28 protein-coding genes are annotated in these 26,088 nt (G+C 68.0%); 13 read left to right on the top strand and 15 right to left on the bottom strand.

Annotated features, from left to right (window positions below; translation table 11 throughout):
• Nucleotides 1-54: 54 nt before the first annotated feature.
• Nucleotides 55-789 (top strand): TioE family transcriptional regulator, encoded by a 735-nt coding sequence (locus tag SNAS_RS30560; protein ID WP_013021370.1) that lies wholly within the window; start codon nucleotides 55-57, stop codon nucleotides 787-789.
• Between the two features lie 58 nt (nucleotides 790-847).
• On the opposite strand, the gene SNAS_RS30555 is transcribed toward SNAS_RS30560, so the two are convergent.
• A complete protein-coding gene (locus SNAS_RS30555) occupies nucleotides 848-1,315 on the bottom strand; it encodes a hypothetical protein (RefSeq protein ID WP_013021369.1) in 468 nt (155 codons plus the stop codon).
• A 187-nt stretch (nucleotides 1,316-1,502) separates the two neighbouring features.
• On the opposite strand from SNAS_RS30555, the gene SNAS_RS30550 reads away from it, so the two are divergent.
• Both SNAS_RS30550 and SNAS_RS30545 read left to right on the top strand, forming a co-directional pair.
• Nucleotides 1,503-2,393, top strand: coding sequence for a sulfotransferase domain-containing protein (locus tag SNAS_RS30550; RefSeq protein WP_013021368.1), 891 nt, complete (start codon nucleotides 1,503-1,505; stop codon nucleotides 2,391-2,393).
• Between the two features lie 17 nt (nucleotides 2,394-2,410).
• Entirely contained in the window at nucleotides 2,411-3,220 is an 810-nt protein-coding gene (locus SNAS_RS30545; protein WP_013021367.1) for an Fpg/Nei family DNA glycosylase, read from the top strand.
• 5 nt (nucleotides 3,221-3,225) lie between these two features.
• On the opposite strand, the gene SNAS_RS30540 is transcribed toward SNAS_RS30545, so the two are convergent.
• Both SNAS_RS30540 and SNAS_RS30535 read right to left on the bottom strand, forming a co-directional pair.
• Nucleotides 3,226-3,861 carry a LysE family translocator gene (locus SNAS_RS30540; protein ID WP_013021366.1) on the bottom strand — a complete coding sequence of 212 codons (636 nt, stop codon included), beginning with the start codon at nucleotides 3,859-3,861 and terminating at the stop codon, nucleotides 3,226-3,228.
• 5 nt (nucleotides 3,862-3,866) lie between these two features.
• Nucleotides 3,867-4,208: a metallopeptidase family protein gene (locus tag SNAS_RS30535; RefSeq protein WP_013021365.1), complete on the bottom strand. Its 342-nt coding sequence runs from the start codon at nucleotides 4,206-4,208 to the stop codon at nucleotides 3,867-3,869.
• Nucleotides 4,209-4,274: 66 nt separating this feature from the next.
• On the opposite strand from SNAS_RS30535, the gene serS reads away from it, so the two are divergent.
• The 4 genes from serS to SNAS_RS30515 all read left to right on the top strand — a co-directional run bounded on the left by serS (nucleotide 4,275) and on the right by SNAS_RS30515 (nucleotide 8,481).
• The gene (gene serS / locus SNAS_RS30530) at nucleotides 4,275-5,531 is read left to right on the top strand and encodes a serine--tRNA ligase (RefSeq protein WP_041627273.1); all 1,257 of its coding nucleotides are present in this window, start codon (nucleotides 4,275-4,277) and stop codon (nucleotides 5,529-5,531) included.
• Nucleotides 5,532-5,583: 52 nt separating this feature from the next.
• Nucleotides 5,584-6,399 (top strand): HAD family hydrolase, encoded by an 816-nt coding sequence (locus tag SNAS_RS33520; protein ID WP_013021363.1) that lies wholly within the window; start codon nucleotides 5,584-5,586, stop codon nucleotides 6,397-6,399.
• A complete protein-coding gene (locus SNAS_RS30520; RefSeq protein ID WP_013021362.1) occupies nucleotides 6,396-7,202 on the top strand; it encodes an HAD-IIB family hydrolase in 807 nt (268 codons plus the stop codon). Before SNAS_RS33520 ends, SNAS_RS30520 begins: the two co-directional genes overlap by 4 nt.
• 70 nt (nucleotides 7,203-7,272) lie before the next feature.
• Entirely contained in the window at nucleotides 7,273-8,481 is a 1,209-nt protein-coding gene (locus SNAS_RS30515) for a cytochrome P450 family protein (RefSeq protein WP_013021361.1), read from the top strand.
• 9 nt (nucleotides 8,482-8,490) lie between these two features.
• On the opposite strand, the gene menC is transcribed toward SNAS_RS30515, so the two are convergent.
• On the bottom strand, nucleotides 8,491-9,606 hold the full coding sequence (gene menC, locus SNAS_RS30510; RefSeq protein ID WP_013021360.1) for an o-succinylbenzoate synthase: 1,116 nt from the start codon (nucleotides 9,604-9,606) through the stop codon (nucleotides 8,491-8,493).
• A 38-nt stretch (nucleotides 9,607-9,644) separates the two neighbouring features.
• On the bottom strand, nucleotides 9,645-11,207 hold the full coding sequence (locus SNAS_RS30505; protein WP_013021359.1) for an FAD-dependent oxidoreductase: 1,563 nt from the start codon (nucleotides 11,205-11,207) through the stop codon (nucleotides 9,645-9,647).
• An 80-nt stretch (nucleotides 11,208-11,287) separates the two neighbouring features.
• Between SNAS_RS30505 and SNAS_RS30500 the strand changes: the two genes are divergently transcribed.
• The 4 genes from SNAS_RS30500 to SNAS_RS30485 all read left to right on the top strand — a co-directional run bounded on the left by SNAS_RS30500 (nucleotide 11,288) and on the right by SNAS_RS30485 (nucleotide 16,049).
• The gene (locus SNAS_RS30500) at nucleotides 11,288-11,701 is read left to right on the top strand and encodes a MerR family transcriptional regulator (protein ID WP_013021358.1); all 414 of its coding nucleotides are present in this window, start codon (nucleotides 11,288-11,290) and stop codon (nucleotides 11,699-11,701) included.
• 62 nt (nucleotides 11,702-11,763) lie between these two features.
• Entirely contained in the window at nucleotides 11,764-13,092 is a 1,329-nt protein-coding gene (locus SNAS_RS30495) for a CoA-binding protein (protein ID WP_013021357.1), read from the top strand.
• A 9-nt stretch (nucleotides 13,093-13,101) separates the two neighbouring features.
• Nucleotides 13,102-14,565: a class I adenylate-forming enzyme family protein gene (locus tag SNAS_RS30490; RefSeq protein ID WP_013021356.1), complete on the top strand. Its 1,464-nt coding sequence runs from the start codon at nucleotides 13,102-13,104 to the stop codon at nucleotides 14,563-14,565.
• On the top strand, nucleotides 14,562-16,049 hold the full coding sequence (locus tag SNAS_RS30485) for an acyl-CoA mutase large subunit family protein (protein WP_013021355.1): 1,488 nt from the start codon (nucleotides 14,562-14,564) through the stop codon (nucleotides 16,047-16,049). Before SNAS_RS30490 ends, SNAS_RS30485 begins: the two co-directional genes overlap by 4 nt.
• Before the next feature lie 493 nt (nucleotides 16,050-16,542).
• On the opposite strand, the gene SNAS_RS30475 is transcribed toward SNAS_RS30485, so the two are convergent.
• Entirely contained in the window at nucleotides 16,543-16,974 is a 432-nt protein-coding gene (locus SNAS_RS30475) for a hypothetical protein (RefSeq protein ID WP_013021354.1), read from the bottom strand.
• Nucleotides 16,975-17,044: 70 nt separating this feature from the next.
• The gene (locus SNAS_RS30470) at nucleotides 17,045-17,653 is read right to left on the bottom strand and encodes an HAD family hydrolase (RefSeq protein ID WP_013021353.1); all 609 of its coding nucleotides are present in this window, start codon (nucleotides 17,651-17,653) and stop codon (nucleotides 17,045-17,047) included.
• 167 nt (nucleotides 17,654-17,820) lie between these two features.
• Between SNAS_RS30470 and SNAS_RS30465 the strand changes: the two genes are divergently transcribed.
• Nucleotides 17,821-18,552, top strand: coding sequence for a DUF2262 domain-containing protein (locus SNAS_RS30465; RefSeq protein WP_013021352.1), 732 nt, complete (start codon nucleotides 17,821-17,823; stop codon nucleotides 18,550-18,552).
• 18 nt (nucleotides 18,553-18,570) lie between these two features.
• Here the strand turns inward: SNAS_RS30465 and SNAS_RS30460 are convergent, their stop codons facing one another.
• Nucleotides 18,571-19,182: a class I SAM-dependent methyltransferase gene (locus SNAS_RS30460; RefSeq protein WP_013021351.1), complete on the bottom strand. Its 612-nt coding sequence runs from the start codon at nucleotides 19,180-19,182 to the stop codon at nucleotides 18,571-18,573.
• A 102-nt stretch (nucleotides 19,183-19,284) separates the two neighbouring features.
• Between SNAS_RS30460 and SNAS_RS30455 the strand changes: the two genes are divergently transcribed.
• Nucleotides 19,285-19,989 (top strand): antibiotic biosynthesis monooxygenase family protein, encoded by a 705-nt coding sequence (locus tag SNAS_RS30455; protein ID WP_013021350.1) that lies wholly within the window; start codon nucleotides 19,285-19,287, stop codon nucleotides 19,987-19,989.
• Here the strand turns inward: SNAS_RS30455 and SNAS_RS37310 are convergent.
• The 7 genes from SNAS_RS37310 to SNAS_RS30430 form a co-directional block, all read right to left on the bottom strand.
• Nucleotides 19,955-20,080: a hypothetical protein gene (locus SNAS_RS37310; protein ID WP_013021349.1), complete on the bottom strand. Its 126-nt coding sequence runs from the start codon at nucleotides 20,078-20,080 to the stop codon at nucleotides 19,955-19,957. The two genes, SNAS_RS30455 and SNAS_RS37310, sit on opposite strands and share 35 nt — an antisense overlap.
• Nucleotides 20,081-20,118: 38 nt before the next feature.
• A complete protein-coding gene (locus SNAS_RS36055; RefSeq protein WP_013021348.1) occupies nucleotides 20,119-20,259 on the bottom strand; it encodes a hypothetical protein in 141 nt (46 codons plus the stop codon).
• Nucleotides 20,260-20,268: 9 nt separating this feature from the next.
• Nucleotides 20,269-21,297: an ABC transporter ATP-binding protein gene (locus tag SNAS_RS30450; protein ID WP_013021347.1), complete on the bottom strand. Its 1,029-nt coding sequence runs from the start codon at nucleotides 21,295-21,297 to the stop codon at nucleotides 20,269-20,271.
• Nucleotides 21,294-22,298 carry an ABC transporter ATP-binding protein gene (locus tag SNAS_RS30445; RefSeq protein WP_013021346.1) on the bottom strand — a complete coding sequence of 335 codons (1,005 nt, stop codon included), beginning with the start codon at nucleotides 22,296-22,298 and terminating at the stop codon, nucleotides 21,294-21,296. The genes SNAS_RS30450 and SNAS_RS30445 overlap by 4 nt, the downstream gene beginning before the upstream one ends.
• 4 nt (nucleotides 22,299-22,302) lie before the next feature.
• Entirely contained in the window at nucleotides 22,303-23,259 is a 957-nt protein-coding gene (locus SNAS_RS30440; RefSeq protein ID WP_013021345.1) for an ABC transporter permease, read from the bottom strand.
• The gene (locus SNAS_RS30435) at nucleotides 23,259-24,266 is read right to left on the bottom strand and encodes an ABC transporter permease (RefSeq protein ID WP_013021344.1); all 1,008 of its coding nucleotides are present in this window, start codon (nucleotides 24,264-24,266) and stop codon (nucleotides 23,259-23,261) included. Before SNAS_RS30435 ends, SNAS_RS30440 begins: the two co-directional genes overlap by 1 nt.
• 80 nt (nucleotides 24,267-24,346) lie before the next feature.
• Nucleotides 24,347-26,047 carry an ABC transporter substrate-binding protein gene (locus SNAS_RS30430; RefSeq protein ID WP_013021343.1) on the bottom strand — a complete coding sequence of 567 codons (1,701 nt, stop codon included), beginning with the start codon at nucleotides 26,045-26,047 and terminating at the stop codon, nucleotides 24,347-24,349.
• Between the last annotated feature and the right edge of the window lie 41 nt (nucleotides 26,048-26,088).

The raw sequence follows: 26,088 nt of genomic DNA, 5'->3' as shown, positions 1-26,088 counted from the left end.
TTTCGCGAATCCGAGCGCGAGAGCGGGGTGTAAAGTCTCAAACCGGTGATACACATGAGGCCGACCGATCTAGCCGCCGAACACGGCATCTCGACCCAAGCCGTCCGCAACTACGAGCGAGACGGCTACCTGCCCAGCGCCGAGCGCACCGCGTCCGGGTACCGGATCTACACCGAGGCGCACGCGGCGGCGCTGCGCGCGTACCTGGCGCTCATCCCCGCTTACGGGCACGAGGCGGCGGGCCAGATCATGACCGACGTCCACGACGACGACGTCGATCATGCCCTGCTGGTCATCGACCGTGGCCACCAGCAGCTGCTGCGCGACCGCGAAACCCTTGCCGCCGTGGAGAACGCCATTGGCAATCTGATGGACGACGCGGAAGCTCGCACTGCCGCCGACGGCCACACCGTTCCTGGTCCATCGCCGGAGAGCTTGCCCTGGACCATCGGCGACCTGGCTCATCGGCTGCGGGTCACTCCGGCGACGCTGCGGAACTGGGAGGAGGCGGGAATCCTTGTCCCGGAACGAAACCGAGCCACTGGTTACCGCGTCTACGGCTCCAAGGACATTCGCGACGCGGAACTGGCTCACCTGCTTCGGCGCGGCGGCTATCCGTTGGAGCACATAGCCACGGTTGTCGAACAGATCCGGACCGTCGGCGGTACCGGTACGTTGGCCGCGTCGCTGGCCGACTGGCGGCGACGGCTCACCGCGCGGGGGCTGGCCATGCTCCACAGTGCCACGAAGCTGAGCGACTACCTGGAACGCCGGGCGCCCATCGGCTAGGCCCCGGCAACCGAAACGTGCGGGACTCCACAACGGAGCCCCGCACGCCGGTTCGGGATCAGTGGAACGACACCGCCGCGCTGTCGAGCGTCATCGTTCCGGGGCACAGGATGCTGCCGTCGGTCTTACCCGCCGAGATGGGGCCACCGGTGTAGTCCCGGGTGTCGCCGGTGCGGGCGAACTGTACTCCGGTGGCCTCGTAGGTGCAGCTGATCCCCGACTTGGTGCCGGTGATGTTGAGCTTGTCGACGGTCGCGGTGCCCGCGCCGTCGTCGAACGTCACCTGTGGAGAGTTGTTGAGGGTGATCGGGGTGCCGTCGTCGCAGGTGACCGAGACGCTGGCCTGGTCGATGGTGAGCGTGTTGGGGGGATTGTCGCTGGTGGCCGCGTTCGTCCAGCTGCAGTTGGTGCCGCTGGTGGCGACGGTGCCGTCGACGAGGTTGGCGGCGGCTGCCTGCGCCGCCGCCGGTATCGCCAGCGTCATGGCGAAAGCCGACAGTCCGATCAGTTTGCCGAGGGTTCTCATGGGGGCGTTCCTTTACTCGAATGCATGTCCCGCAAGGGATCAAACGGTCGAATGGGGCAACACGTACGTTACCGAGAAGTAATAAGTGGGGGCAAGACAAAACGAGAAAAAGATTCACAAATTTAAATGTCCAATGGGTGACGGAAATTCGCGAGCCGCCCCGGCCGCCCCGTCGTAGTCTCTGCGGATGTCCCCGACCTTCCACCGCTACACCGCCTACGACGAGGACAGCGCCCGCTGGACCGGCTTCCGGTTCCGCGACGGCGACATCGTCATCAGCACCCGCTCCAAGAGCGGCACCACCTGGACCCAGATGATCTGCGCGTTGCTGATCTTCGGCACCCCCGAACCGCCCCGGCCGCTGCCCGAGCTCTCGCCCTGGCTGGACCATCTCGTGGAACCCCGCGAGGCCGTGATCGCGGCCCTGGAAGCCCAGACCCACCGTCGTTTCATCAAGACACACACCCCTTTGGACGGTGTCCCCGTCGACCCGCGCGCGCATTACCTCGTGGTGTTCCGGCACCCGCTGGACATGGCGGTCTCCCTGTACCACCACGGCAACAACCTCGACCGGGATCGGGTGCGCGAACTCATCGGCCTGCCCGAACCCGCCGAACCCGAGCCGCCCCGCCCGCCGCTGCGCGACTGGCTGCTCGAATGGATCGACCGCGACGTCGATCCCCGTGAGGCCACCGATTCGCTTCCCGGCGCCATGCACCACCTGCGCGACGCCTGGGAGCGTCGCGACCAGCCCAACATCACACTGCTGCACTACGCCGATCTGAAGTCCGACCTGGACGGACAGATGCGCGGCCTCGCCGAGCGGCTCGGCTTCGAAGTGGACGAACGTACCTGGCCGCGCCTGGTGGAGGCCGCGACCTTCGAACAGATGAAGAGCAACAACAAGAAACTGGCCCCGGACCGCAGTGGCGTCTTCAAGGACGCCGCCGCGTTCTTCCGGCAGGGCAGATCCGGCACCGGCCGTGAGGTGCTCACCGACGCCGAACTGGCGCGCTACCACGACCGCGTCGCCGACCTGGCGCCGTCCGAAGCCCTGGAATGGTTGCACCGGCCGTAATCGGTATCGTCCCCGCCATGCCCGAAGGACACGTCATCCACCGCCTGGCGGACCGTTACGCCACCGCGTTCACCGGCGGCCCGCTGGCCGTGTCGAGTCCGCAGGGACGATTCGCCGACTCCGCCAAGCGGCTCGACGGCCTGTCGATGACCGGCACCGAGGCCCACGGCAAACAGCTGTTCCTGGAGTTCGAAGGTCAGCAGTGGATCCGGATCCACCTGGGCATCTACGGCAAGGTCGCCTTCGGCGAACCGCCCGCTCCGGCGGTCGAGGGCGCGGTGCGGCTGCGGCTGGAGGGCGAGCGCGCCTACAGCGACCTGCGCGGCCCGGCCGTGTGCGAGCTCATCGGTCCGGACGAGAAACAGGCCGTGCACGACCGGATCGGGCCCGACCCGCTGCGCGCCGACGCCGACCCGGACGCGGCGTGGCGGCTGATCTCCCGCTCCAAACGCGATATCGGGACCCTGCTGATGGACCAGGCGATCGTGTCGGGCGTCGGCAACATCTACCGGGCCGAGGTGCTGTTTAGGCACGGCATCGACCCGATGCGTCCCGGGACGGCGATGACCGAAGCCGAATGGGACGCGGTGTGGGCCGACCTGGTCGAGCTGATGCGAGAGGGCGTCAAGCTGGGCCGCATCGACACCGTCCGCGCCGAGCACCTGCCCGAGGCCATGGGCCGCGAACCGCGAGTCGACCGGCACGGCGGCGAGGTCTATGTCTACCGGCGTGACGGCAAACCGTGCCTGGTGTGCGGAACCGCGGTGGCCATCGCCAAACACCAGGGCCGCAACCTGTTCTGGTGCCCCAGCTGCCAGGCGGCCTAGCCCGGCTATTTGCTGTTGCCGGTGACCGCCAGCGTCACGCCCAGCGTGATCATCGAGATTCCGCCCGCGCCGCCGACGGTGCGCATCCGGCGCGGCGAGCGGCCGAACCAGTTGCGGGCCGCCGCGGCGGCCATGCCCCAGGTGGCGTCGCTGATCGCCGCGATGCCCAGGAAGATCAGGCCGAGCAGCAGCATCTGCAGCGGCACCCAGCCGCTGTGGGGATCCACGAACTGCGGCAGGGCGGCGGTGAAGAACACCAGCGTCTTCGGGTTGGTCACGCCGACCACAAAACCGTCCACACTGGTGCGGAACGCGCCGCGTTGCCGACCGCCGGAGTCGAAGGAGGTCGTCGCGCCGCGAGCCCGCCACGCCTTGACGCCCAGGAAGATCAGGTAGGCCGCACCCGCGAGCTTCAGCACCATCAGAGCCACAATGGACTTCTCGACGACGGTGCCGACGCCGAAGGCGACCAGCAGAACCAGCACGAACGCGCCGAGCGTGTTGCCGGCCAGCGACGCCATCGCGTACCTGCGTCCGTGCGCCAGCGCCTTGCCGACGATGAACAGCACGCTGGGACCGGGCACGACGATGACCACGAAGGCCATGGCGGTGAACGCGAGCAGTTGGGCCGTCGACATCATCGCGGTCAGCCCCAGCCCAGTTCGTGGAGCCGGGCGTCGTCGATGCCGAAGTGGTGGGCGATCTCGTGGACGACGGTGATGGTCACCTCGTCGACGACCTCTTCCTCGGTCTGGCACATCCGCAACAGCGGGCCGCGGAAGATCGTTATCTTGTCGGGCAGCACCCCGCCATAGTCCCACCCGCGATCGGGTAGCGCATAGCCCTCGTACAGGCCAAGAAGGTGTTTGTCGTCACCCGGCGGCTCGGCCTCGACCAACACCACCACGTTGTCGAGATTGTCCATAAGGGCGGGAGGCACCAGATCGAGCGCGTCCGACACCAGTTCCTCGAAACGCTCTTCCGACATCTCAACCGTCACGCAACGACAATATGAGATGCGACGGCGATACCGCGACCGGTAATGTCTGTGCTCGTGATTGACCTGCGAACCGTGCGAGAGAACCCCGACCTGATCCGCCGCAGCCAGCAGGTGCGCGGCGAGTCCGAGCAGGTCGTGGACGATCTCATCGCCGCCGACACCGCGAACCGCGAGGCCCTGGCCCGCTTCGAGACGCTGCGCGCCGAGCAGAAGCAGCTGGGCAAGCGGGTGTCGCGCGCCTCCGGGGACGAGAAGCAGGAGCTGCTCGTCCGCACCAAGGAGCTGTCGGGCGAGGTCAAGACCGCCGAGGCCGCGGTGAACGCCGCCGCCGAGACGCTGCGGGCCGCGCAGCTGGCGGTGCCCAACATCGTCGAGGAGGGCGTGCCCGCCGGCGGCGAGGACGACTTCGTCGTGCTGCGCGAGGTGGGGGAGCGCAAGGTCCCCGAGACCTGCCGCGACCACCTGGAGCTGGGCGAGATCCTGGGCGCCATCGACATGGAACGCGGCGCCAAGACCTCGGGCTCGCGGTTCTACTACCTGGTCGGCATGGGCGCGCTGCTACAGCAGGCGCTGCTCAACCTGGCGCTCCAGCAGGCCGTCGAGACCGGCTTCACGCCGATGATCCCGCCGGTCATGGTGCGGCCCGAAGCCATGGAGGGCACCGGTTTCCTGGGCGCCCACGCCTCGGAGGTCTACTACCTCGAGGACGAGGAGCTGTACCTGGTCGGCACCTCGGAGGTGCCGCTGGCCTCGTACCACGCCAAGGAGATCCTCGACCTGGAACAGCCGAAGCGCTACGCCGCCTGGTCGTCGTGCTTCCGCAAGGAGGCCGGCAGCTACGGCAAGGACACCCGGGGCATCATCCGGGTGCACCAGTTCGACAAGATCGAGATGTTCTCGTACTGCCGTCCCGAGGAGGCCGCCGCCGAACACGAGCGGTTGCTGGGCTTCGAGGAGCGGATGCTGGCCAAGATCGAGGTGCCCTACCGGGTCATCGACACCGCCGGTGGCGACCTGGGTTCCTCGGCGGCCCGCAAGTTCGACTGCGAGGCCTGGATCCCGAGCCAGGAACGCTACCGCGAGCTGACATCCACATCGAACTGCGGCACCTTCCAGGCGCGGCGGCTCGGTACCCGCTACCGCGACGAGAACGGCAAGCCGCAGACCGCCGCGACCCTCAACGGCACGCTGGCCACCACCCGCTGGATCGTGGCGATCCTGGAGAACCACCAGCAGCCCGACGGTTCGGTGCGCGTGCCCGAGGCGCTGCGGCCGTTCCTGGGCCGCGAGGTCCTCGAGCCCGTCTCGTGAAATCGGACACGAGGTACGGCGCGCGAACCGTCACGCCGAGTACTGTCGTTCAATGACACCGAAACTCGTGGTCGTCGATCTCGACGGCACTGTCGTCGGTTACGGGAACCATCGACTCGCACCGTCCCCCACCGTCGTCAAGGCGCTGGCCGACGTGCGCGCCGCCGGTGTTCCGGTCGCGGTGGCGACCGGGCGCGCCATCTGGGACGCGCTGCCCACCATCGCGGCTCTCGACCTCGCCGACGGGCTGGTGTCCACCACGCACGGGGCCATCACCTACGACCTCGACGCCGGGCGGATCGTTGGCCGGACCCCGCTCGACACGGTCGAGGCGGTGCGCCGGTTCACCGAGGCCGAACCCAAGGTGGCCTTCGCCGTCGAACGCGACGAGGCCGGGTGGTACCACACCTCGAACTTCAACCGGGACTTCGAGTCCAAATGGGCCGAGGTCGTCGACCGGGAGACGTTGAGCGCCGAACCCGCGGTACGGCTGGTGGCGCGACTGTCGTGGGTGCCGTACCGGCACATGGCCGCGCCCTGTCCCGAGGCGGACCGACTCGCCGCGACCGTCGGGCTCGACCCGGCGCTCTACCAGGTGGAACCCGGCTACAACGGCTGGATCGACGTCGGACCCGCCGGGGTCACCAAGGCCACCGGACTGGCCGTCATCGCCGAGCACTACGGCGTGACGGCGGCCGACACGATCGTGTTCGGTGACGCCGCCAACGACCTGCCCATGTTCGCCTGGGCCGGGCACTCGGTGGCCCTGGGTCAGGCCCACGACGTCATCAAGGCCGCCGCCGACGAGGTCGCCCCCAGCGTCACCGACGACGGCGTCGCGCACGTGCTGCGGCGGTGGTTCGGGTGAAGCCACGCCTGATCGCCACCGACTTCGACGGCACCCTGGTGCGCAGCGACTGGACGGTCTCGGGACGCACCAACAAGGTCCTCAAGGAACTGTCCTCGTTGGGCGTCACCATCGTCGGCATCACCGGTCGCGGTCCCCGGCTACGGCAGCTGTGCCACCGCGACCTGCCCAGCGCCGACTTTCTGGTCCTGGCGCAGGGCGGCTTCGTCTACCAGGTCAGCGGCGTCGACGACGTCGAGGCACTGCACGAGACCTACATCCCCGGCGCCGACGTCGCCAGGGCCGTGGCCATCGTCGAACGCGAGGTGGGGCCGGTCAAGGTCGTCGTCGAGAACGACCCCACCCACGAGTCCACGCTGGTCGGGGACCTGATCGAGGACTGGCCGTGGCCGGTACCGATGCGCGAGATGTCCCGCGCCGACGCGCTGAGCGGACACGTCGTCAAGGCGTTCATCCGCAGCGACACCGTCGAGGCGCCGCGGCTGTTGCGCACCGCCCGCGAACTGGTGCCCGCCGAGCTGGCCTCGCTGACCGACGCGGGCGTCGGCAACGTCGAGATCTGTCCGCCGGGCATCAACAAGGACTACGGTCTTTCCCTTGTGGCCAAACGCCTCGGCATCGCGGCCTCGGACACCATCGCCTTCGGTGACGCCGAGAACGACCTGTCCATGTTCGCCTGGGCGGGCCGCAGCATCGCGGTGGCCAACGCGCACGACCACGTCAAGGCGGCGGCCGACGAGCTCACCGCGTCCAACGACGACGACGGTGTCGCGGTCTACCTGGAGAAACTGTTCGGGCTGTGACGGCGGTGGCACTGCCCTCGCCGAAGCCGGAGAACCTCTACAGCTTGTAGAAGTTGTGTATGGTTGCGACATGAGCGTGGACTCGAAACCCTCCCCCTACACCGAAACCACGGGTTCGGCCCGGCACGCGGCCTTCGCGGAACTCGCCAAAACCGGTCCCGTGCAACGGATCACGCTGTTCACCGGCGTGACGGTCTGGCACGTCACCGGGTACGCGGAGATCCGGGAAGTCATGTCCAACCCCGACGTCGTCAAGACGGCCGACCAGGTGCCGCACCGCGACCACGTCCCGGAAGCGGTGTCGGCGGCGATGAACTCGCACATGCTGTCGGCGAACCCGCCCCACCACACCCGGCTGCGTCGGCTGGTGTCGGCGGCCTTCACCCGACGCCGCATCGAGACGCTGGAACCGCGCATCACCCAGATCGCCGAATCCCTCGCCGACGACCTGGCGACCCAGTCGGCGGACGGTTCGGCCGTCGATGTGATCAGCGGGTTCGGCTACCCGCTGCCGATCACCGTCATCGCGGAGCTCATCGGTGTGCCGGTGCCGGACCGCGACGACTTCCGGCGCTGGTCCTCGATCGTTGTCTACGGCCCGATCCACACCCCCGAGGTCTATCTGGACGCCACGACGTCGCTGATCGACTACGTCCGCAGACTCATCGACGACAAGCGCGCCAACCCCGCCGACGACCTGTTGACCGATCTGGTCAACGTGCGCGACGGCGGCGACCGGCTGTCGGACGACGAACTCACCTCCACGGTGGCGCTGTTGCTCGTCGCCGGGCACGAGACGACCGTCAACCTGATCGCCAACACCATGTACGCCCTGCTCAGCCACCCCGGGCAGCTGACGGCGCTGCGCGCCGACCCCGAAAGGATCCCGGCCGCGATCGAGGAGTCGCTGCGGTTCGACGGTCCGGTGCAGATCGGCATCCCCTCGTTCACCGCCGCTCCGGTGCGCGTCGGCGACGTCACGATCCCGGCCGGCGAGGTCATCGTGACCGCCCTGCTGGCCGCGAACCGTGATCCTGGCCGGTTCCCGAACCCCGACACCTTCGACGTGTCCCGGCCGCCCACGCCGCACCTGACGTTCGGGCACGGCATCCACCACTGCCTGGGCGCGCCGCTGGCCCGGCTGGAGGGCCGGATCGCGATCCGTACGCTGCTGGACCGGTTCGGGGACATCCGGCTGGCCGATCCCGACACCGAGCCCAGCCGCCACCCGGGTCTGCTGCTCAACGGCCTGACCGACCTGACCGTCCACCTTCGCTGAGGCGGGCCGTCAGCGTGACGGCGCGTCGATCCACTTTCGCCAGGTGGTCAGGTCGGTCAGGGCGTCCGGGTCGGGGATGACGCCAATGCCCGGGCCGGTCGGCACCCGTACCATGCCGCCCGGCTCCAGCCGCACGTCGACGAGGTCGCGGGTGAAGTACCGGTCGGAGGCGGAGGTGTCGCCGGGGAGGGTGAAGTTCGGCAGCGCCGCCAGCGCGATGTTCGCGGACTGGCCGATGCCGGTCTCCAGCATGCCGCCGCACCACACCGGAACACCGTGGGCGGCGCACATGTCGTGCACCCGGCGGGCTTCCAGGTACCCGCCGACCCGACCCGGCTTGATGTTCACTATGGACGCGGCGCCCAGCGTGATGGCGTCGGCCGCCGACTTCGCGGACACGATGGACTCGTCGAGGCAGATCGGGGTGCGCAGCCGTTTCGCCAGTCGCGCGTGCCCCAGCAGGTCCTCGTCGGGCAGCGGCTGCTCGATCAGCCGGAGCCCGAAATCGTCCAGTCTGGCCAGGTGCTCGGCGTCGGACAGCCGGTAGGAGGTGTTGCCGTCGACCTGCAACTCCAGCTCGTCGCCGAAGCGCTCCCGCGCCGCCCGCACCGGGGCCACGTCCCAGCCGGGTTTGATCTTGAGCTTGATGCGGTGGTAGCCCTGCTCCAGGTATCCGGCCACGTCGTCCACGAGTTCGTCCACTGTGTCGGCCATGCCGACCGAGACTCCGGCGGGCACCGTCTCGTGGACTGCCCCGAGGTATCGGCCCAGCGGCATGCCCAGGGCCCGCAGCTCCGTGTCCAGCACGGCCATCTCGATGGCGGCCTTGGCCATGTAGTTGCCCTTGAACCGGGCCAGCCGGGGCGCGACGGCGTGCGCGCTCGGCAGCGGGGCGGCACACAGCGCGGGCAGGAAGTGGTTGGCGATCATGTCGATCGCGCCGTCGTGGTATTCGCTGCTGAACCAGGGCGTGGTGTCGGCGACGCACTCGCCCCAACCCTCGCCCTCGGAGGTGACGAGCCGCAGCAACACGAGTTCGCGATGGGTCTCGCGGCCGTAGGCGGAGTCGAACGGGGTGATCAGTTCCAGGGTGACCCGGTGCAGTTCCAGGCCCTCGATTCTCATCGCGGCCCTCCTAAACTAGTTGACTTAGTCAACTAATATCACGTCGCCGTCGCGCCGGTGAGAACGCGCATGACCTGTTGGACGGTGCGGTTCGGGTCGGATGGGAGGTCGGGCGATCGCCAGGCGACGAACCCGTCGGGGCGCACCAGGAGCGCGCCGTCGGTGCCGGTTCCCGTCAGGTCGGTGAAGGCGCTCGGGTCGCCGTCGAGCATGGCGGTGGTGAGCTGCCGTATGCGCGGGTTTCCGTCGGTGTCGGCCGGGAACCAGCCCTCGCCGTCCGGGCCGACGAGCAGCGTCCAGCGCGACCCGACAAGATCCAGTGTGGATGTCCGCTGGTCGCCGGTGCCGAGCCAGCGATGGGGCACGCGACAGCCGGGCACGGCCCGATCGTCGAGGACGTCCGGTTCGGTGGCCTCGTCGCTGATCACGGCGCCAGATTCATAGCGGTAGCACAGCATGCCGCGCAGGTAGTCGGACGCGATCCGGGTGTAGAGCTGGTCGGGGTCCTGCTGTTCCCGGTAGCCGCGGTGCAGTGCGTGCGACAGGGCCAGCGACGCGCGGGCGGCGGTGCGGCGTTCGGGTTCGTAGCTGTCCAGCAGGGTCGCCTCCGACTGTCCATGTAGTACTTCGGTAAGTTTCCAGGCGAGGTTGTGGCCGTCCTGGATACCGGTGTTCATGCCCAGCCCACCGGCGGAACTCTGGACGTGGGCGGCGTCCCCGACCAGGAACACCCGGCCACGTCGGAACGAGGCCGCGATGCCGATGGCCGCCTCCCAGGCGTTGCACGCGATGAGGTCAATCGGCACCGAGTCGTCGCCGATCGCGGCGTGCAACAGCCGGACGGTCTCCTGCTGCGACAACGTCGTCAGCTCGGCGGGTTTGCCGGGGTAGTCGATGATGTGGGATGACCAGCGTTCACCGTGCGCGCCCTTGGCGAACAGCGTGCAGTAGACGTGCTCGTTGCGGATGAAGCACAGCGACGTCGTCGATTCCGGCAGCAGTTCGCCCAGGTCGGCATGGAAGAACGCCGTGTTCAAGCGGTAGGCGACCTCGCGATCGGGCATGTCGATCCCCAGCTGCTCGCGGACCCGGCTGCCCGCGCCGTCGGCCGCCACCAGGTACGACGCGTCGATCCATTGCGCGCCAACGAGAGCGCGCACGCCATTGTCGTCCTGGACGATCTCGGTCGCCTCGGCGTCGAACCGTACCCGACCGCCCCGGCGTCGCAGTTCGCGCAGCGCGATGCGCTGCACCTCGGCCTGGGTCATCACGTGCCGATCGCGGATCGGGCTGCACGACTCCAGTCGCCGCGCGTAGGCGGGCGGGAGACCCGAGCGGTGCCGGACGGTGCCGATCGCGCTGTCCTTGATCACCGACCGCAGCGGCGGTGGGCCGTCCCAGCCGTGGCGATCCAGCTCCTCGCCCAGCCCGATCGAACGGAACAGCTCCAGGGTGCGCAGGCTGGAGCTGGCGCGCGGCGGCCCGTCGAGCGGATCCCGCTTGTCCACCACCAGAACCCGGACACCCCGATCGGCCAGGAACAAGGCCGTCGACAGTCCCACCGGCCCGGCCCCGACTATCAGTACCTCACAACGGTTCACGGTCTTTCCTCCTCGATGATCGCTTGCTGATCACCCTGCCCGCTCAAGTTGACTTGAGCGCAAGTTGCGAGCATGGAGGCATGCGTCACTCCATCAGCGAGGTGTCCCGGCGATTCGACATCGCGGTGTCCGCACTGCGCTACTACGACGAGATCGGGCTGCTGCGCCCCGCCGGACGCCACGGCACCGTCCGCTACTACGGCCGCGAGGAACTGCGTCGTCTGGCGCTCATCCGGCTGCTGCACCGCGACGGCCTGCTGCCGCTGGCCGCGACCGCCACCGCGATCGCCGACCCGGCCGCGGAACCGGGCGACACCCGAGGCGTGATCGAGGAGTCCATCCACACGATGCGCGACCAGATCGAACGGCTCACCCGGGCGCGGAAGGCCCTCGAACACCTGCTCAGCTGCCCGCGCGACAACCCCGTCCGCGACTGTCCGTTCCTGCGGGCCGAACTGGAGGCGACCGTGGACGCGGCGCTGGCCGACGAATAACGCCGGGCGCAGGGTATGTCGAGATGTTGACGGGCGTCATGGAAACGTGAGAGTCTGGTGGGGTGTCCTCCTCGATCTCGGCACTGTGGAACGCGCGCTCCATAGCCGTATACGGCGCCTCCGACCGGGAGGGATCGGCCGGGGGACGCGTCCTCGACTACCTGCGCGCTTACGGCTACACCGGCCGCGTGATCCCCGTGCACCCCGGTGCCGACACGGTGCGCGGCCTCCAAGCCCGGCCCAGCCTGGCCGGAGCCGAAGCCGAACTCGCGCTGCTGCTGGTCGGCGCCGCCCGCATCCCCGCCGCTCTCGACGACTGCTTGGACGCGGGCGTCACGACCGTGATCGTCGGTGCCTCCGGTTTCGCCGAGACCGGGGCCGTCGCCGCCCAGGACGCGCTGGTGGCCCGCGCCGCCGAGGCCGGTGCCCGGCTGCTCGGTCCCAACTGCATCGGCGCCGCCAACCTCCACAACGGACTGATCGCGTCGTTCTCGCCGTACTTCGAAGCCGAACCCGCCACCCCCGGCGGCCTGGCGCTGGTCAGCCACTCCGGCGGCCTCGGCTTCGGCATCACCAGCCTGGCCGCCGAACGCGGCCTGGCCCCCGGACGGGTCGTTACCACCGGCAACGAGGCCGACCTGTCGGCCGGTGAGGTCATGTGCGCGCTGGCCGAGGAACCCGACTGCACCGGCGTCCTGGCCTACCTGGAGTCCACACCCGACCCGAAATGGCTGAAACAGCTGCACGCCACCGGAAAGCCGATCGCGGCCCTGTACGCGTCGGCGACCACCGCCAGCTCCACGAACGCCGGCGGCTCCGAAGCCCGGGTGCTGCCGCAGTTCGGGATCGAACTGGCCGACGACGTGGACGAACTGCTCGACTTCGCGTCCGGCTTCGACACGCCGCCGCCCGCCGGTCCCCGGCTGGCCATCGTCACCACCTCCGGCGGGGCCGGACACCTGGCGACCAAGGCCGTCGCCGGCAGCGGGCTGAAACTGCCCGAACCGTCCGCCGCCACCCTCAAGACGCTCACGGAATCGTTGCCGCCGTACGCGACCATCGGCAACCCCGTCGACGTGACCGCCACCGTCACCTCCGACCCGGGCCTGCTGTCGCGAACGCTGGCCACCGTGGCCGCCGACGACGGCTTCGACGCCGTGCTGGTGTGCCTGTGCGTCCTGGCCGGACCGCAGGCTGAGCAGGCCGCCGCGGCCGTCATCGACGCCGCGTCGAGCAGCGGCAAACCGATCCTGGTGTCGCGCACCGGAAGCCGCGAGCTGGCACCGGGGTTCGCCGCCCGGCTCGCCGCCGCCGGAATCGGCGTGTACCCGACCCCGGCCCGAGCCGTCGCCGCGTTGTGCGCGCGTCGGATGACCTTTCGCAGGAGGTAAAGCCACAACATGGACGCGATCACTCTGTTCCGGCGCAGTGCCAGGCGCTTCGGATCCCGTACCGCCCTTGAGGACGAGAACGGGAGCCTCAGTTTCGCCGAACTGGGCGACCGGGTGGAACGACTGGCGCACGGCCTGCTGAGCCTGGGCCTGCGCCCCGGCGATCGCGTCCTGGACCTCCAGTCCAACCAGAACACCTATGTGGAGACCGACCTGGCGTGCATGGCCGCCGGACTGGTGCGGGTGGCGCTGAACTACCGGCTGCACGACACCGACTGGCAGCGCATCGCCGCCGACTGCGGCGCCCGGGGCATCATCTACGACCCGAAGTTCGGCGACCGCGCCAAGTCCCTCATCGACGCCCTGGACGCGTCGCTGTCGCTCGGCGAGGAGTACGAGCGGCTGATCGCCAAGGCCCCCAACGCGACCCTCGAAACCGGCGACCTGGTCTCACTCAACTACACCTCCGGCACCACCGGCAACCCCAAGGGTGTGCGCCGGGCCCACAGCAACCGGCTCGCCTCGCTGACCAACATGACCATCGACGTCCTCGGCGGCCTGCCCGGCCCCGACGACGTGTACCTGCACGCCGGACCCATCACCCACACCTCCGGCCTGTTCGTGCTGCCGTTCCTGGCCGCCGGGGCCAAGCAGCTCATCCGCTCCTCCTTCGACGAGACCGAAGTCCGCGACCTGGTCCGCGCGGGCCACGTCACCCACACCGCGCTGGTGCCCACCATGATCGTCCGACTACTGTCCACCACCGACGATCCCGCCCTACGCGAACTGAAGATGCTCGCCTACGCCGGCGCCCCACTCCCCCCGGAGAAGATCCGCCAAGCCCACGAACTCCTCACCCCCAACCTGGTGCAGTACTACGGCCTCGTCGAAGCGATCCCGCCGGTCACCGTCCTCGACGCCGAAGACCACCGCCTCGGCGTCACCGACAACCCCGACCTGCTCTCCTCCGTCGGCCGCGCCGGAACCCTCATCGAACTGCGCGTCATCGACGACGACGGCCGCGAACTCCCACCCGGCGAGATCGGCGAGGTCGTCACACGCGGCCCACACGTCATGGCCGGCTACTGGAGCGCGGGTGACACCGTCAAAGCCGTACGCGACGGCTGGCTGCACACCGGCGACCTGGGCCGCATGGACGCCCAAGGCCGCCTGTGGCTCGTGGATCGCAAGGGGGACATGATCATCACCGGTGGATACAACGTCTACCCGCGCGAGATCGAGACCGTCCTGGCCGAAGTCCCCGGCGTCGAGGACGTCGCCGTGTTCGGAGTGGACGATCCCGAGTGGGGCCAACGGGTCACCGCCGCGTTCACCGGCACCGCCACCGTCGAAGACCTCGACGCGCACTGCCGCGCCCGCCTCGCGTCCTACAAGAAACCCAAAGAGATCCGGAAACTGGACGCCTTCCCCCTCAACTCCACCGGCAAGATCGACAAGCGGGCCCTGCGATGACCGAGAAACCAGGCGAGTTCCCTTACACCCGAGGCATCTCCGCACAGGCCAAACCCTGGATCATGGGCCAGTACGCGGGTTTCGCCACCGCCGCCGAATCCAACCGCCGCTTCAAGGAACTCCTCGAGGCCGGACAGACCGGCTTCTCGGTAGCGCTCGATCTGCCCACCCAACTCGGCCTCGACTCCGACGACCCCAAAGCGCTCGGCGAAGTCGGCCGCGTCGGAGTCGCCATCGACTCGCTCGCCGACGTCGAAACCCTCATGGACGGCATCCCGCTGGAACGCATCAGCCAGGTCCGCACCACCGCCAACTCGATCGGATTCGTCTGGGCCGCACTATGCCTGGCCCTAGCCCGCCGCCGTGGCGTCGACCCGGGCGACTTCGGCGTCTTCATCCAAAACGACGTCCTCAAGGAATACATCGCGCGCGGCACCCAGATCTTCCCCGCCGAACCCGCACTCCGCCTCACAGTAGACACAATGGAGCACCTCTCCCGCCACGTCCCCGGCTGGGTCCCGCTGGCCATGTCCGGCTACCACATCGCCGAAGCGGGCGGCGACGACGCGACCGAGATCGGCTACACCTTCGCCAACGCGATCGCCTACCTGGACGAAGCGGTCTCACGCGGCGTCGACATCGACCAACTAGCCCCCTCCCTCTTCACCTTCCTGTCGGTCGGCATGGACATCTTCGGCGAAGTCGCCAAACTCCGCGCCGCCCGCCGAGTCTGGGCCAAACTCGTCACCGAACGCTACGGCGCCAAGGACCCCCGCAGCGCCCAACTACGCATCTTCGCCTTCACCGCCGGCTCCTCCCTCACGGCCCAACAACCACTCAACAACGTCGCCCGCACCAGCCTCGAAGCCTTCGCGGCAGCCTGCGGCGGCGTCCAAACCCTCCACGTGTGCGCCTACGACGAAGCCCTAGGCGTCCCCACCGCCCAAGCCGCCACCCTCGCCCTCCGCACCCAACAAATCGTGGCCCACGAAACCGGCTTCGCCGACATCCCCGACCCCCTAGGCGGCTCCTACCTCGTCGAATCCCGCACCGACGACTGCGAACGCCGCATCCGGGGCGTCATGGACGACCTCGCCAACCGGGGCGGAGCCCTGGCGGGCATCGAATCGGGCTACCAACAATCCCGTCTAGCCGAATCCGCCTACCGCCAAGCGCGCGAAGTCGAAGAGGGCGACCGCATCGTCGTCGGCGTCAACCGCTGGGCGGCCGACCCCGAACCCCTCGACGTGTTCCGCATCGACCCCGCCGCGGAAGCCGGCCAAGTCAAGGCCCTCCACCACCTACGCGAAACCCGCGACTCCCAAGCCGTGGCCACCACATTGGACGCCCTCTCCGAAGCCGCCCGCGCGGGCGACAACATCGTCCCCTTCTGCGTCGAAGCCGTCGAAGCCTACGCAACCATCGGCGAGATCGTCGCCCGCCTACGCGAAGTCCACGGCAGCTGGACCCCCACCTCGGAGTAACCCCGCCGCCAAGGCCCAACCGCCGCTGGCTGCGGCCAAAGTCGTCGCCTCGCTTCGCTCGGCGGCCTCCTTCTTGGCGGCCGCAGACAACAATGTGGCCCCTGGCTTCGCTTGGGCCGATAATCGTTTAGCCCAAGCCCAAGCCCAAGCCCAAGCCCAAGCCCAAGCCCAAGCCCAAGCCCAAGCCCAAGCCCAAGCCCAAGCCCAAGCCCAAGCCCAAGCCCAAGCCCAAGCCCAAGCCAGGCGCAGCTGCGCGCGTTCGTCAGTGCGGCGTAGCCGCTTATGTTCGCCAAGGCCAAGGCCAAGTGTTCGCAGTAGCGTGCTTTTGCTGGCTTGCGGGGGCGGCGTAGCCGTTTAGGATTCCGCCAAGGAGCCAAGGAGCCAAGGAGCCAAGGAGCCAAGGAGCCAAGGAGCCAAGGAGCCAAGGAGCCAAGGAGCCAAGGAGCCAAGGAGCCAAGGAGCCAAGGAGCCAAGCTGTGATCAGCACGTGTGCCTAGAGCTCGTAGTCCTGGGCTAGTTCTTCCCAGCGAATGTTGCGAAGAGCAGGATCAACATGCTCGCCCGACGGGACATCCGGGGTGGCCTGGAACCAAGCCACGATGAGAGCGGAGCGGTGCAGCACTGGGTCGAGTTCAGGATCGATCGGTGTGGAGCCGAAAACACCGATGCAAGCCACGGAAGGCAGCACCTCAACGGGGCCGAAGGCGCCGGCGGTCTGGTCCGGGTATTCGCGGGAGGGCGGAACGAGATGAACTGGCGCGAAGGAGAATGCATGGTTGGCCTGTCGCAGGAGGCTGCTGACCTGCATGTTGTTGATGCGCTGGCACGGATAGCCCTCCAGCGTCGCCCCGTAGGTCGCGGACATCCGCAGCTCGGTGAGTCCGATCGAACGACCGGACGAGAGGACTATGTGGCTCAGCGACATGCCGGCACCCTATGCGCATGATCCGCTTCCGATACACGCCCTAGGTCCGATGGAACGACTGAGCGGGGGCTCAGGCGAGGTGGGTTTTGAGCCAGTCGGGGAACTCGGTGAGGCTGGTCAGGATCGCGTCGGCGTCCGCGAAGGAGTCGGGGCCGTGGGTGCCTGTTGTGACGGCCAGGGCGATGGCGTTGGCGGCTCGGGCGGCGGCGATGTCGGCCGGGTGGTCGCCGATGTAGATGGAGGCCCCGTGTTCGAGCATCGCGTCGGTTTTGCCTTGGGCCCAGGCCCAGCCGATGACATGTTGGACGTCGAGGGAGTTGTGTTCTATGTGGCGGGTGGCGTCTCGGGAGTTCTTTCCCGTGATCACTATGGAGGTTCCGCCCGCTGCTCGGACCGCGGCTAGGGATTCGCGGGCTCCTGGGAGCAGTTGGGCGGCGGGTAGGCCGTGGATGTGGTAGATCTCGCGGTATCGCTGTACTACGGCGTTGGTGTTGTCGGGGTCTAGTTGCATGCCCACCAGCTGGTCCAGGGGTGGGCCCAGTTCGGTGAGGGCCCGGTCGACGTCGAAGGTGATGCCGAGTTCGGCGGCAACCGCGCGCAGGGTCGCGCCGATGGCGGGCTCGGTGTGGTACAGCGTCTGGTCCAGGTCGAAGCCGACGACTAGGGGGCTGGTGGTCATGCGGCAACACTAATGCGGTGGTGGAAGCCGCTTCGCGCACAGCGCCGCGATGTGACCGTCTTCCGCCTGGCTCGCCCGGGATCCGACCTCGGCGAGGCCGGTCTCGTCGAGTACTCGCTTCGCGGTGGCGAGTCGCTCGGCCGCCCCTACAGCGGTACCGTGACGCCATGGTCTCGATCCTGGGAGTCGTCTCCCCGTTCGCGGGCACAAGCCTCAGCGCGACCGGCGGTCAACAGGCACAGTGGAGCGCCCGAGTTGAACTGGTCTGCTGGCAGCCGCTGGACGGGGATCCGGTGGCGCGGCGGCTGACGCTGCGGAGCACGGCACGACCCCGGGACGAGGCGTCCGGGTTGATCGCCGGGTTCACCGGATACGACGTCGTGAGCTGCGAACATCGCGACGGCGTCTTGTTGCGCCGCCCCGAACTCGCGGTTCCACCGCCACGGCTGGCAGCGATGCTGGAACAGTTGCGTCGGCCCCGCACCGTGGGCCATCGGCTCGGGGAGTTCACGTACACACTCGAATCCGACGCCTTCGACGGTGAGTCGGACATCGATGGACCGGTTCAGGTGCGCCTGAACACCGCCGAGGCCGCGACCGCCTGCCGCATGCTCGACGAGCTGGCCGACGCGCTGGCTAGTGGGCGGTTGACCCGGCGGAACCTCGCCGACCGGGCCGTCACCGAACTGTTCGACCTCGCCAACGACGAGTGGCTCGACGAGGACGAGCGCGTGACCGCCGCGGAATTCCGGCGGCGCATGGTGCTCAGCGAAATCACGGTCGACGATGGTGGCGACTTCGAGGCGTATCACGACGACGGCGAGCTGTTCGCCGGACACGTGATCCTCGTCCAGGGAACGCTCGCCGAAGGCCCGAGCGAGGCGACGCTCGCGGGCTAGGACCCGCGCCGGGGTCACTCAGGACGGTGAGCGAGTGGCGCAGAACGCCACGATGTGGCCGTCCTCCGACTTGCCCGGGTGGGATTCGACGTCGGTGAAGCCGCAGTCGCGGAAAGTGGCTTCGGCAGTGGTCTGCCAGCCTTCGAGGGTCTGGCCGCCTCGGGCCAGGGCCCAGTCGTGGGTGAACGTCACAAGCCGGGCGCCGGGTCGAAGTACTCGGGCGACCTCGGATGCGTTGTCGGCCAGCGGGTTCCAGAACTGGATCGAGTTGACCGCGATCGCGCCGTCGAAGCTGGCGTCGGGCCAGGGGATGGCGGCGGTGTAGGCGCGTTCGAGCCGGATCCGGGCAGCCGCGGCGCGGTTGCGGCGGGTTGCTCGTTTCACCATGTAGGCCGAGGGGTCGATGCCGCCGATCTGTCCTTCGGGTAGGCGTTCGGCGAGGAGACGGATGCCGACGCCCGGGCCGAACCCAATGGCCAGTACCGATTCCGACGGGGATGGGTCCAATGTGGCGACCGCTTCGGCTTCGGCGTCGCTGTTGCGTTTCTCCATGGCGCTGGCCGACATCCGGCCCATCGGCCCCGAGAAGAACAGCCGGGACAGCCAGCGGAGTTTGGTGGCGTCGTCCATGACGGCACCCTACCAATGATCTGTGCCTCAGCTTGTTGACTTAAACCTTGCTTCAGGATTCAGAATAAGGGGCTATTGCCGTCGCATAGTTAGGAGATCGACATGGGTGAGCCGAATCTTCCTACAGTGGATCGACCGGACGTGGGGACGATTCTGGTCAGCGAGTGGATAGTGAGAACCCCTGAGCGGCAAGAAGCTGCGGCGGACGCGCTGCACGCGGGGTGGGCCGAGTTGGCGACGACGCCGGGGTTTCTGAGCCTCAGTACGTTCGCCAGCCTGGACGGGGAGCGGCTGCTGAACTATGCGCAGTGGACGGATGATGAGGCGCATCGGGAGTTCATGCGTGTTGACCGGCCAGAACTCGTGGCGAAGATCGACGCGGCGGTGCCTGGTATCGAACGGCCCGGAGTGAAGCGGTTCCGGTTGCATCGCAGCGTGGACTTCGGGTTGGACTCGGCGCCGGGTTGTGTTGTGGTGATTCAGTTCGAGACTGACGGTGATGAGTGGGCGGAGCGACTTGTCGACGAGGTCGTCGCGCGGCAGGACAAGCAGCCTTTCGGGGCCAGTTACGCGCATTTCCACATCAGCAAGGACGGCGATCGGATGCTCAACTACGTGGGTTTCAGGGACGCGGAGGCTCACGAGACGGCGGTGAACTCACCGGCCATGACGAAGCCTGGCGGCATCTTCGAGGCGATCGGCGCCATGTCCGGCGTGACCGGCTTGGGGTTCAAGCGCTACGATCTGCGGCGCGGTCTCGCCAACCCGGAGGTCACGACGCCAGCAGGTCGAACTGGAACCCGATGATGAACAGGAACAGGCCCAGCCAGCGCAGCTTGTGACCGGGACGGGCGCTGTCCAGGACGCTGGCGATGGTGGGGTAGAACGCGACTCGCACGAGTCGGATCAGCCGAATGGTGAACAGGTCGCCGATCCCTACCAGGGAGAAGATCGCCAGGAACAGTGCGGGCCCGACGTGAACATCACGAGCGGAGAGACGGGTTCGTCAGGCGACAACGCCACCAGCGCGATCCCGAGCATGATGCCGGTCGCCGCCACGCGTTTGACGATGCGCATCTGCCGGTCCTAGGCGGAGATGACCGCCTCGCTGCGTGGGGTTATCTCGCCCGCCTCGATCTTCTCGGCCCAGTGGCAGGCGACCTTGTGGCCCTCCGACAGCACCCGGAGTTGGGGTCTTTCGGTGGCGCACAACGTGTCCTGCTTCCACGGGCAGCGGGTGTGGAAGCGGCAGCCGGGTGGGGGTGCGGCGGGGGAGGGGAGGTCGCCCGACAGCAGGATGCGTTCCCGGGCGTCCTCGACCTGCGGGTCGGGGACCGGGACCGCCGACATGAGTGCTTTTGTGTACGGGTGCTTGGGTTCGGCGTACAGCATGTCGCTGCCCGCCTCCTCGACGAGCGAACCCAGGTACATGACGCCGATGACGTCGCTGATGTGCCGCACGACCGCCAGGTCGTGCGCGATGACCAGGTAGGTCAGGCCCAGTTCGTCCTGGATCTCCTCGAGCAGGTTGAGGACCTGGGCCTGGATGGACACGTCGAGGGCCGAGACGGGCTCGTCGCAGATGATCAGGTCCGGTTCCAGGACCAGGGCCCGCGCGATGCCGATGCGCTGTCGCTGGCCGCCGGAGAACTCGTGCGGGTAGCGGGCCAGGGCGGCGGAGGGGAGGCCGACCGCGTCGAGGGTGCGTTGGATGCGTTGCCGCCGTTCGGTTCGGTTGCTGCCGATGCCGTGCGCGTGGAGACCTTCGACAAGAATGGACTCGACGTTTTGGCGGGGGTCGAGGCTGCCCATGGGGTCCTGGAACACCATTTGCAGTCGACGTCGGGCCTGGCGCATCTGTTCGCGGGGGAGTTGTGCCAGGTCGGTGCCGTCGAACTTGACCGCGCCGCTAGTGATCTCGTTGAGCCGCAGTACCGCCCGGCCCAGCGTCGTCTTGCCGCAGCCGGATTCGCCGACCAGACCGTAGGTCTGGCCCGACTCCACCGACAGGGAGACCCCGTCGACCGCGTAGACGTGGCCGACCGTGCGGTCGAAGATGACGCCCCGTTTGATGGGGAAGTGGACCTTGAGGTCCTCCAGTTCCAAAAGGCTCATGCCGTGGGCTCCGTCCCGGGTTGGACCTCGTGGTTCTCGACCGGGTTGACGCACCGGAATCGGTGCCCGGTGTAGGTTTGCGACATCTCGATGGTCCCTTGCAGACATTCCATGGTGTAGTGGTCGCAGCGGGGCGCGAAGGCGCAGCCGTCCTTCCAGGCGATGTTGTCGTTGACCGAGCCGCGAATCGGTGACAGGGGTTCGCCGCGGGGCGCGTCCAGTCGGGGGATCGAGCCCAACAGGCCCACCGAGTACGGGTGGGTGGGGGCGGCGAACAGCGGCCGACGGGCGGCGGCCTCGACGACCTTGCCCGCGTACAGGACGTTGATGTCGTCGCACAGGCCCGCGACCACGCCCAGGTCGTGGGTGATCATGAGCAGCGCGGTGCCCTGCGAGACCACCAGATCCTTGAGCAGTTCCAGGATCTGGGCCTGGATCGTGACGTCGAGGGCTGTGGTGGGTTCGTCGGCGATCAGCAGCCGGGGCGCGCAGGCCACCGCCATCGCGATGAGCGCGCGCTGCCGCATCCCGCCCGACAGCTGGTGCGGGTACTCCTTCAGGCGGCGGTTGGGGTCCGGGATGCCGACCCGGTCCAGCAGGTCGGCCGCCTCCTTGCGGGCCGGTTCGCCCTTCATGCCGCGGTGCCGGGTGAGGATCTCGGTGACCTGCACGCCGATCGGGACCACCGGGTTGAGGCTCGACAGTGGATCCTGGAAGATCATCGCGATGTCGGAGCCGCGTAGGTCGCGCATCTCGTTGGGGCGCAGCTTGAGCAGGTCGACGCCGTCGAACTCGGCGGTGCCGCCGACGCGGGCGTTGCGGCTGTGCAGCAGGCCCATCAGGGCCAGCGAGGTCACCGACTTGCCGCAGCCGGACTCGCCGACCAGCCCGACGACCTCGCCGGAGTCCACCGTGAAGGACAGGCCGTCCACGGCTCGCACATCGGGTTTGCCCCGTTGCTCGAACCGCACCGACAGATCGTCCACTTTCAGCAAAGCCATGGCGTCACTTCCGCAGTTTCGGGTCGAGGGCTTCCCGGATGGACTCGCCCAGCAGGGTGAATCCCAGGGCGGTGATGATGATCGCCCCCGCCGGGTAGACGGCCAGCTCGATGGCGTCGGACAGGTAGCGCTGCGACTGCGCCAGCATCACGCCCCACTCGGGGGCGGCGCTGTCGGGGTTGCCCAGGCCCAGGAAGGACAGCGCGGCGGCCTCGATGATGGCGGTGGCCAGGCTCAGCGTCGCCTGGACGATGATCGGGCCCAGCGAGTTGGGCACGATGTGCGCCAGCACGATCCGGCGCCGCCGCACCCCCAGCGCCTCGGCCGCCAGCACGTAGTCGCCGTGGGACTGCGCGATCATCGAACCGCGCAGCAGCCGGGCGAAGATCGGGATCTGCACCGTTCCCACCGCGATCATCACGGAGGTCAGGCTGGGGCCCAGCACCGCGGCGATGCTCAGCGCCAGCAGCAGCGACGGCAGCGCCAGCATCATGTCGATGAACCGCATGATGGCGTTGTCGATCGACTTGCCGACCTTGCCGCCCAGGCCCATGGCCGCGCCCGAGATGCCGCCGATGACGGCACCGATGATGAAGCCGATGCCGGTGGCGATGACACCCACCATGAGTGACTGCCGGGCGCCGATCAACAGCCGCGAGAACTCGTCCCGGCCCAGGTGGTCCAGGCCGAGGATGTTCCCGGCGCGCGGTCCGACGAACTCGCTGCGGGCCGGGGAGACCTCGTCCCCCCAGGTCAGGGCGGTGGGGCTGTGCGGGGCGATGAACGGCCCCACGATCGCCAGGATGACGAAGACGATGATGATCGTGGCGCCGATGATCGCCATCGGGCTGCGCCGCAGCCGCCTGAACGCCTCGGTCCACAGCCCGGCGCCCTTGCCGGACAGGTCGTGCCCCGCGGTCAGCTCGGCGAGCCGGTCGATCTTGTCGGTCTTGGCTGACATCAGTGCACCCGCACTCTCGGATCAAGGACGCTGTACGCGACGTCAACGAGGAGATTGATGAGGACGTAGATCACCGCGATGAACATGATGAACCCGTTGAGGGTCGGGTAGTCGCGGGCCGCGATGGCGTCGGCGGTGAACTTGCCGATGCCGCCGAACGCGAACACCGTCTCAGTCAGCACCGCCCCCGACAGCAGACCGCCGGTCAACAGGCCGATCGTCGTGACCACCGGCAGCATCGCGTTGCGCAGCACGTGCCGGGTCCGGATCGTCTTGGCCTTGAGCCCCTTGGATTCGGCGGTGCGGACGTAGTCCTCGCCCAGCACCTCCAGGACGCTGGCGCGGGTCATCCGCACGATGATCGCCAGCGGGATCGACGCCAGCGTGAGCCCGGGCAGGATCAGGTGGGCCAGCGCGTCCGACAGCACCATGAAGTCGCCGGTGATGAGACTGTCGAACACGAGCAGCCCGGTGATGTCGTTGTACTCCAGCCCGGCGGTCAGCCGCCCGGCCGAGGGGAACATCTGCAGGTTCTCGGCGAAGAACACCTTCAGCAGGAAGCCCAGGAAGAACACCGGGACGCAGATGCCCAGCAGCGAACCGGCCACGGCGCCGAAGTCGAGGAAGCCGCCGCGACGACGGGCGGCCAGGTAGCCCAGCGGAATGCCGACGACGATCGCGATCAGCATCGCCGTCAGCGCCAGTTCCACGGTGGCGGGGAACCGGCGGAAGAACTCCTCGGTGACGCTGCCCGCGCCCCGCTGCAGCGAGTTGCCGAAGTCCAGCTGGACGAGTTTCTTCACGAACCGTCCGTACTGGACCCAGATGGAGTCGTTGAGGCCCAGTTGTTCGCGGATCGCGGCCATGCGCTCAGGCGTGGCGCGGTCGCCCAGCAGCGCGGCCTCGGGGCCGCCGGGCAGGCTGCGCAGCCAGATGAACAGCAGCAGTGACAACCCGATCAGGGTCGGGATCAACTGCAGCAGCCGCCGCACGATGAAACGCAACACGGTCTTTGTCCACGCTCTCTTGGTGTCGATACGCGAGACGCCGCCCAGCCGGAAACCGGGCCGGGCGGCGCCTCTATGACTTACTTGAAGCTGGTCTCAGCGAAGTTTTCCTGAGTCAGCGGGGACAGGGTCGGAGCCTTCACGTAGTCGGCGAAGGCGATGGACGGCGAGGAATGCGAGATCGGGACACCGGGGACGTAGTCCATGATGGCCTCGTTCGCCTTCTGGTGCAGCTTGGCGCGTTCGGCGGGGTCGGCTTCGGCGTTGGCCTTGGCCAGCGCGTCGAAGACCTTGTCGTCCTTGAAGCCCCAGGCCGGGGTGTACTGCGAGAACCAGGTGCCGTTGAAGTTGAACGCCTCGGCGTAGTCGGCGGTCCAGCCCAGGATGTACATGCTGCAACCACCGGCGGAGGTCTGGTCACCGTAGGTCGGCGACCACTGCAGCGGCTTCTCCTCGACGGTGATGCCGACGGCCTCCAGGTCCGACTTCATGTTGTCGAAGATGGACTTCGGGTCCGGCATGTAGGGCCGCGTGGTCTTGGTCGGGTAGCAGAAGTCGATCTTCATGTCCGACTGCCCGGCCTTCTTGAGCAGCGCCTTGGCCTTGTCCTTGTCGTACTCGTACTTCGGCACGTTGTCCGACCAGCCGTCCAGCGACGGCGGCTGGAACTGGGTGGCGGCCTCGGTCCCCTTCGGATAGATCTGCTTGATGATCTTGTCCTTGTTGATGGAGTGCGCGATGGCCTTGCGGACGTCCTTGTCGGCGAAGACGGTCTTCTTGCCCTTGTTCGTCTTCAGGTCGACGAGCTTCTGGTTCAGACCGATGTAGAAGATGTTGAACGGATCCCGGGTGAGGACGTTCATGTCCTTCTTCTTCAGGTCGTCGATGTCCTGCGGCGCCACCAGGTCGTAACCGTCGACGTCGCCGGAGATCAGGGCCGACTTGCGGTCGTTCTCCTCGGAGATGGCCTTGAAGATGATGGTCTTGATCTTGGCGTTGGTCTTGCCCCAGTAGTCCTTGTTGGCCTTGATGGTGACTTCCTGCTGGCTCTTGTCCCACTTCGAGTACTCGTACGGCCCGGTGCCGGCGATGGTGCCGACCTCCTGGCTGTAGTCGGGGTACTTGATGGACTCGCCCTCTTGCTTGGGCTGCTGCTTGTCGGCCGCGGCCAGCGTCTTCGGGCTCAGGATGCCCAGCGACGACAGTGAGAAGCCGCCCGGCAGTTTCGCGGTGGGTTCCTTGACCTTGATGGACAGCTTGAACTCGCCGTCGGTCTTACAGCCGTCGTAGTTGGACTTGGGCAGGTCCTTGTTCTCGTTCTTGGCGAAGCCGCCCATGATGTCCTGCCAGTAGCCCGACAGCGCCGGGTTCTGGTAGACGCCCTTCCAGTTGTACCAACGGTCGAAGTTGGCGCACACGGCTTCGGCGGTCAGGTCGTCGCCGTCGTGGAACTTGACGCCCTCGTTGAGGGTGAAGTTCCAGGTCCGGCCGTCCTTGCTGGGCGAGTACTCCTTGGCGAGCCCGGGAACCAGCTCGTCGCCACCGGTCTTGTGCTCCACCAGGGTCTCCACGACCTGGCGGTTGACCCGGAAGGTCTCACCGTCGGAGGCGAGCGCCGGGTCCAAAGAGGTCGGTTCGCTGGCGGTGGCGAACTTGAACGCGGTCTTGTCGTTGTCCTTGGCGGCGCCGGGATCGGCGGCACAGGCCGATAGCGCGGCGGCGACGCCAGCGGCCGTCAGTACGGCGAGCAGGCGTACGGGTTTGGATCTGGTGTTTCGCATCATCCACCTCGGGGGTGTCGCGGGCGGGTACGCTCGGTTGT

This window comes from Stackebrandtia nassauensis DSM 44728, from assembly GCF_000024545.1.
Taxonomy (GTDB): Bacteria; Actinomycetota; Actinomycetes; order Mycobacteriales; family Micromonosporaceae; genus Stackebrandtia; species Stackebrandtia nassauensis.
Note: the sequence above shows the minus strand (reverse complement) of the source record. Positions and strands in the feature narration are given on the sequence as shown.

What these genes read in the sequence shown, in the direction of transcription:
- SNAS_RS30560 (WP_013021370.1), top strand. Translation starts at nt 55, where the DNA reads ATGAGGCCGACCGATCTAGCCGCCGAACACGGCATCTCGACCCAAGCC.
- SNAS_RS30555 (WP_013021369.1), bottom strand. Translation starts at nt 1,315, where the DNA reads ATGAGAACCCTCGGCAAACTGATCGGACTGTCGGCTTTCGCCATGACG.
- SNAS_RS30550 (WP_013021368.1), top strand. Translation starts at nt 1,503, where the DNA reads ATGTCCCCGACCTTCCACCGCTACACCGCCTACGACGAGGACAGCGCC.
- SNAS_RS30545 (WP_013021367.1), top strand. Translation starts at nt 2,411, where the DNA reads ATGCCCGAAGGACACGTCATCCACCGCCTGGCGGACCGTTACGCCACC.
- SNAS_RS30540 (WP_013021366.1), bottom strand. Translation starts at nt 3,861, where the DNA reads ATGATGTCGACGGCCCAACTGCTCGCGTTCACCGCCATGGCCTTCGTG.
- SNAS_RS30535 (WP_013021365.1), bottom strand. Translation starts at nt 4,208, where the DNA reads ATGTCGGAAGAGCGTTTCGAGGAACTGGTGTCGGACGCGCTCGATCTG.
- SNAS_RS33520 (WP_013021363.1), top strand. Translation starts at nt 5,584, where the DNA reads ATGACACCGAAACTCGTGGTCGTCGATCTCGACGGCACTGTCGTCGGT.
- SNAS_RS30515 (WP_013021361.1), top strand. Translation starts at nt 7,273, where the DNA reads ATGAGCGTGGACTCGAAACCCTCCCCCTACACCGAAACCACGGGTTCG.
- menC (WP_013021360.1), bottom strand. Translation starts at nt 9,606, where the DNA reads ATGAGAATCGAGGGCCTGGAACTGCACCGGGTCACCCTGGAACTGATC.
- SNAS_RS30500 (WP_013021358.1), top strand. Translation starts at nt 11,288, where the DNA reads ATGCGTCACTCCATCAGCGAGGTGTCCCGGCGATTCGACATCGCGGTG.
- SNAS_RS30490 (WP_013021356.1), top strand. Translation starts at nt 13,102, where the DNA reads ATGGACGCGATCACTCTGTTCCGGCGCAGTGCCAGGCGCTTCGGATCC.
- SNAS_RS30485 (WP_013021355.1), top strand. Translation starts at nt 14,562, where the DNA reads ATGACCGAGAAACCAGGCGAGTTCCCTTACACCCGAGGCATCTCCGCA.
- SNAS_RS30475 (WP_013021354.1), bottom strand. Translation starts at nt 16,974, where the DNA reads ATGTCGCTGAGCCACATAGTCCTCTCGTCCGGTCGTTCGATCGGACTC.
- SNAS_RS30470 (WP_013021353.1), bottom strand. Translation starts at nt 17,653, where the DNA reads ATGACCACCAGCCCCCTAGTCGTCGGCTTCGACCTGGACCAGACGCTG.
- SNAS_RS30465 (WP_013021352.1), top strand. Translation starts at nt 17,821, where the DNA reads ATGGTCTCGATCCTGGGAGTCGTCTCCCCGTTCGCGGGCACAAGCCTC.
- SNAS_RS30460 (WP_013021351.1), bottom strand. Translation starts at nt 19,182, where the DNA reads ATGGACGACGCCACCAAACTCCGCTGGCTGTCCCGGCTGTTCTTCTCG.
- SNAS_RS30455 (WP_013021350.1), top strand. Translation starts at nt 19,285, where the DNA reads ATGGGTGAGCCGAATCTTCCTACAGTGGATCGACCGGACGTGGGGACG.
- SNAS_RS36055 (WP_013021348.1), bottom strand. Translation starts at nt 20,259, where the DNA reads ATGCGCATCGTCAAACGCGTGGCGGCGACCGGCATCATGCTCGGGATC.
- SNAS_RS30450 (WP_013021347.1), bottom strand. Translation starts at nt 21,297, where the DNA reads ATGAGCCTTTTGGAACTGGAGGACCTCAAGGTCCACTTCCCCATCAAA.
- SNAS_RS30445 (WP_013021346.1), bottom strand. Translation starts at nt 22,298, where the DNA reads ATGGCTTTGCTGAAAGTGGACGATCTGTCGGTGCGGTTCGAGCAACGG.
- SNAS_RS30440 (WP_013021345.1), bottom strand. Translation starts at nt 23,259, where the DNA reads ATGTCAGCCAAGACCGACAAGATCGACCGGCTCGCCGAGCTGACCGCG.
- SNAS_RS30430 (WP_013021343.1), bottom strand. Translation starts at nt 26,047, where the DNA reads ATGCGAAACACCAGATCCAAACCCGTACGCCTGCTCGCCGTACTGACG.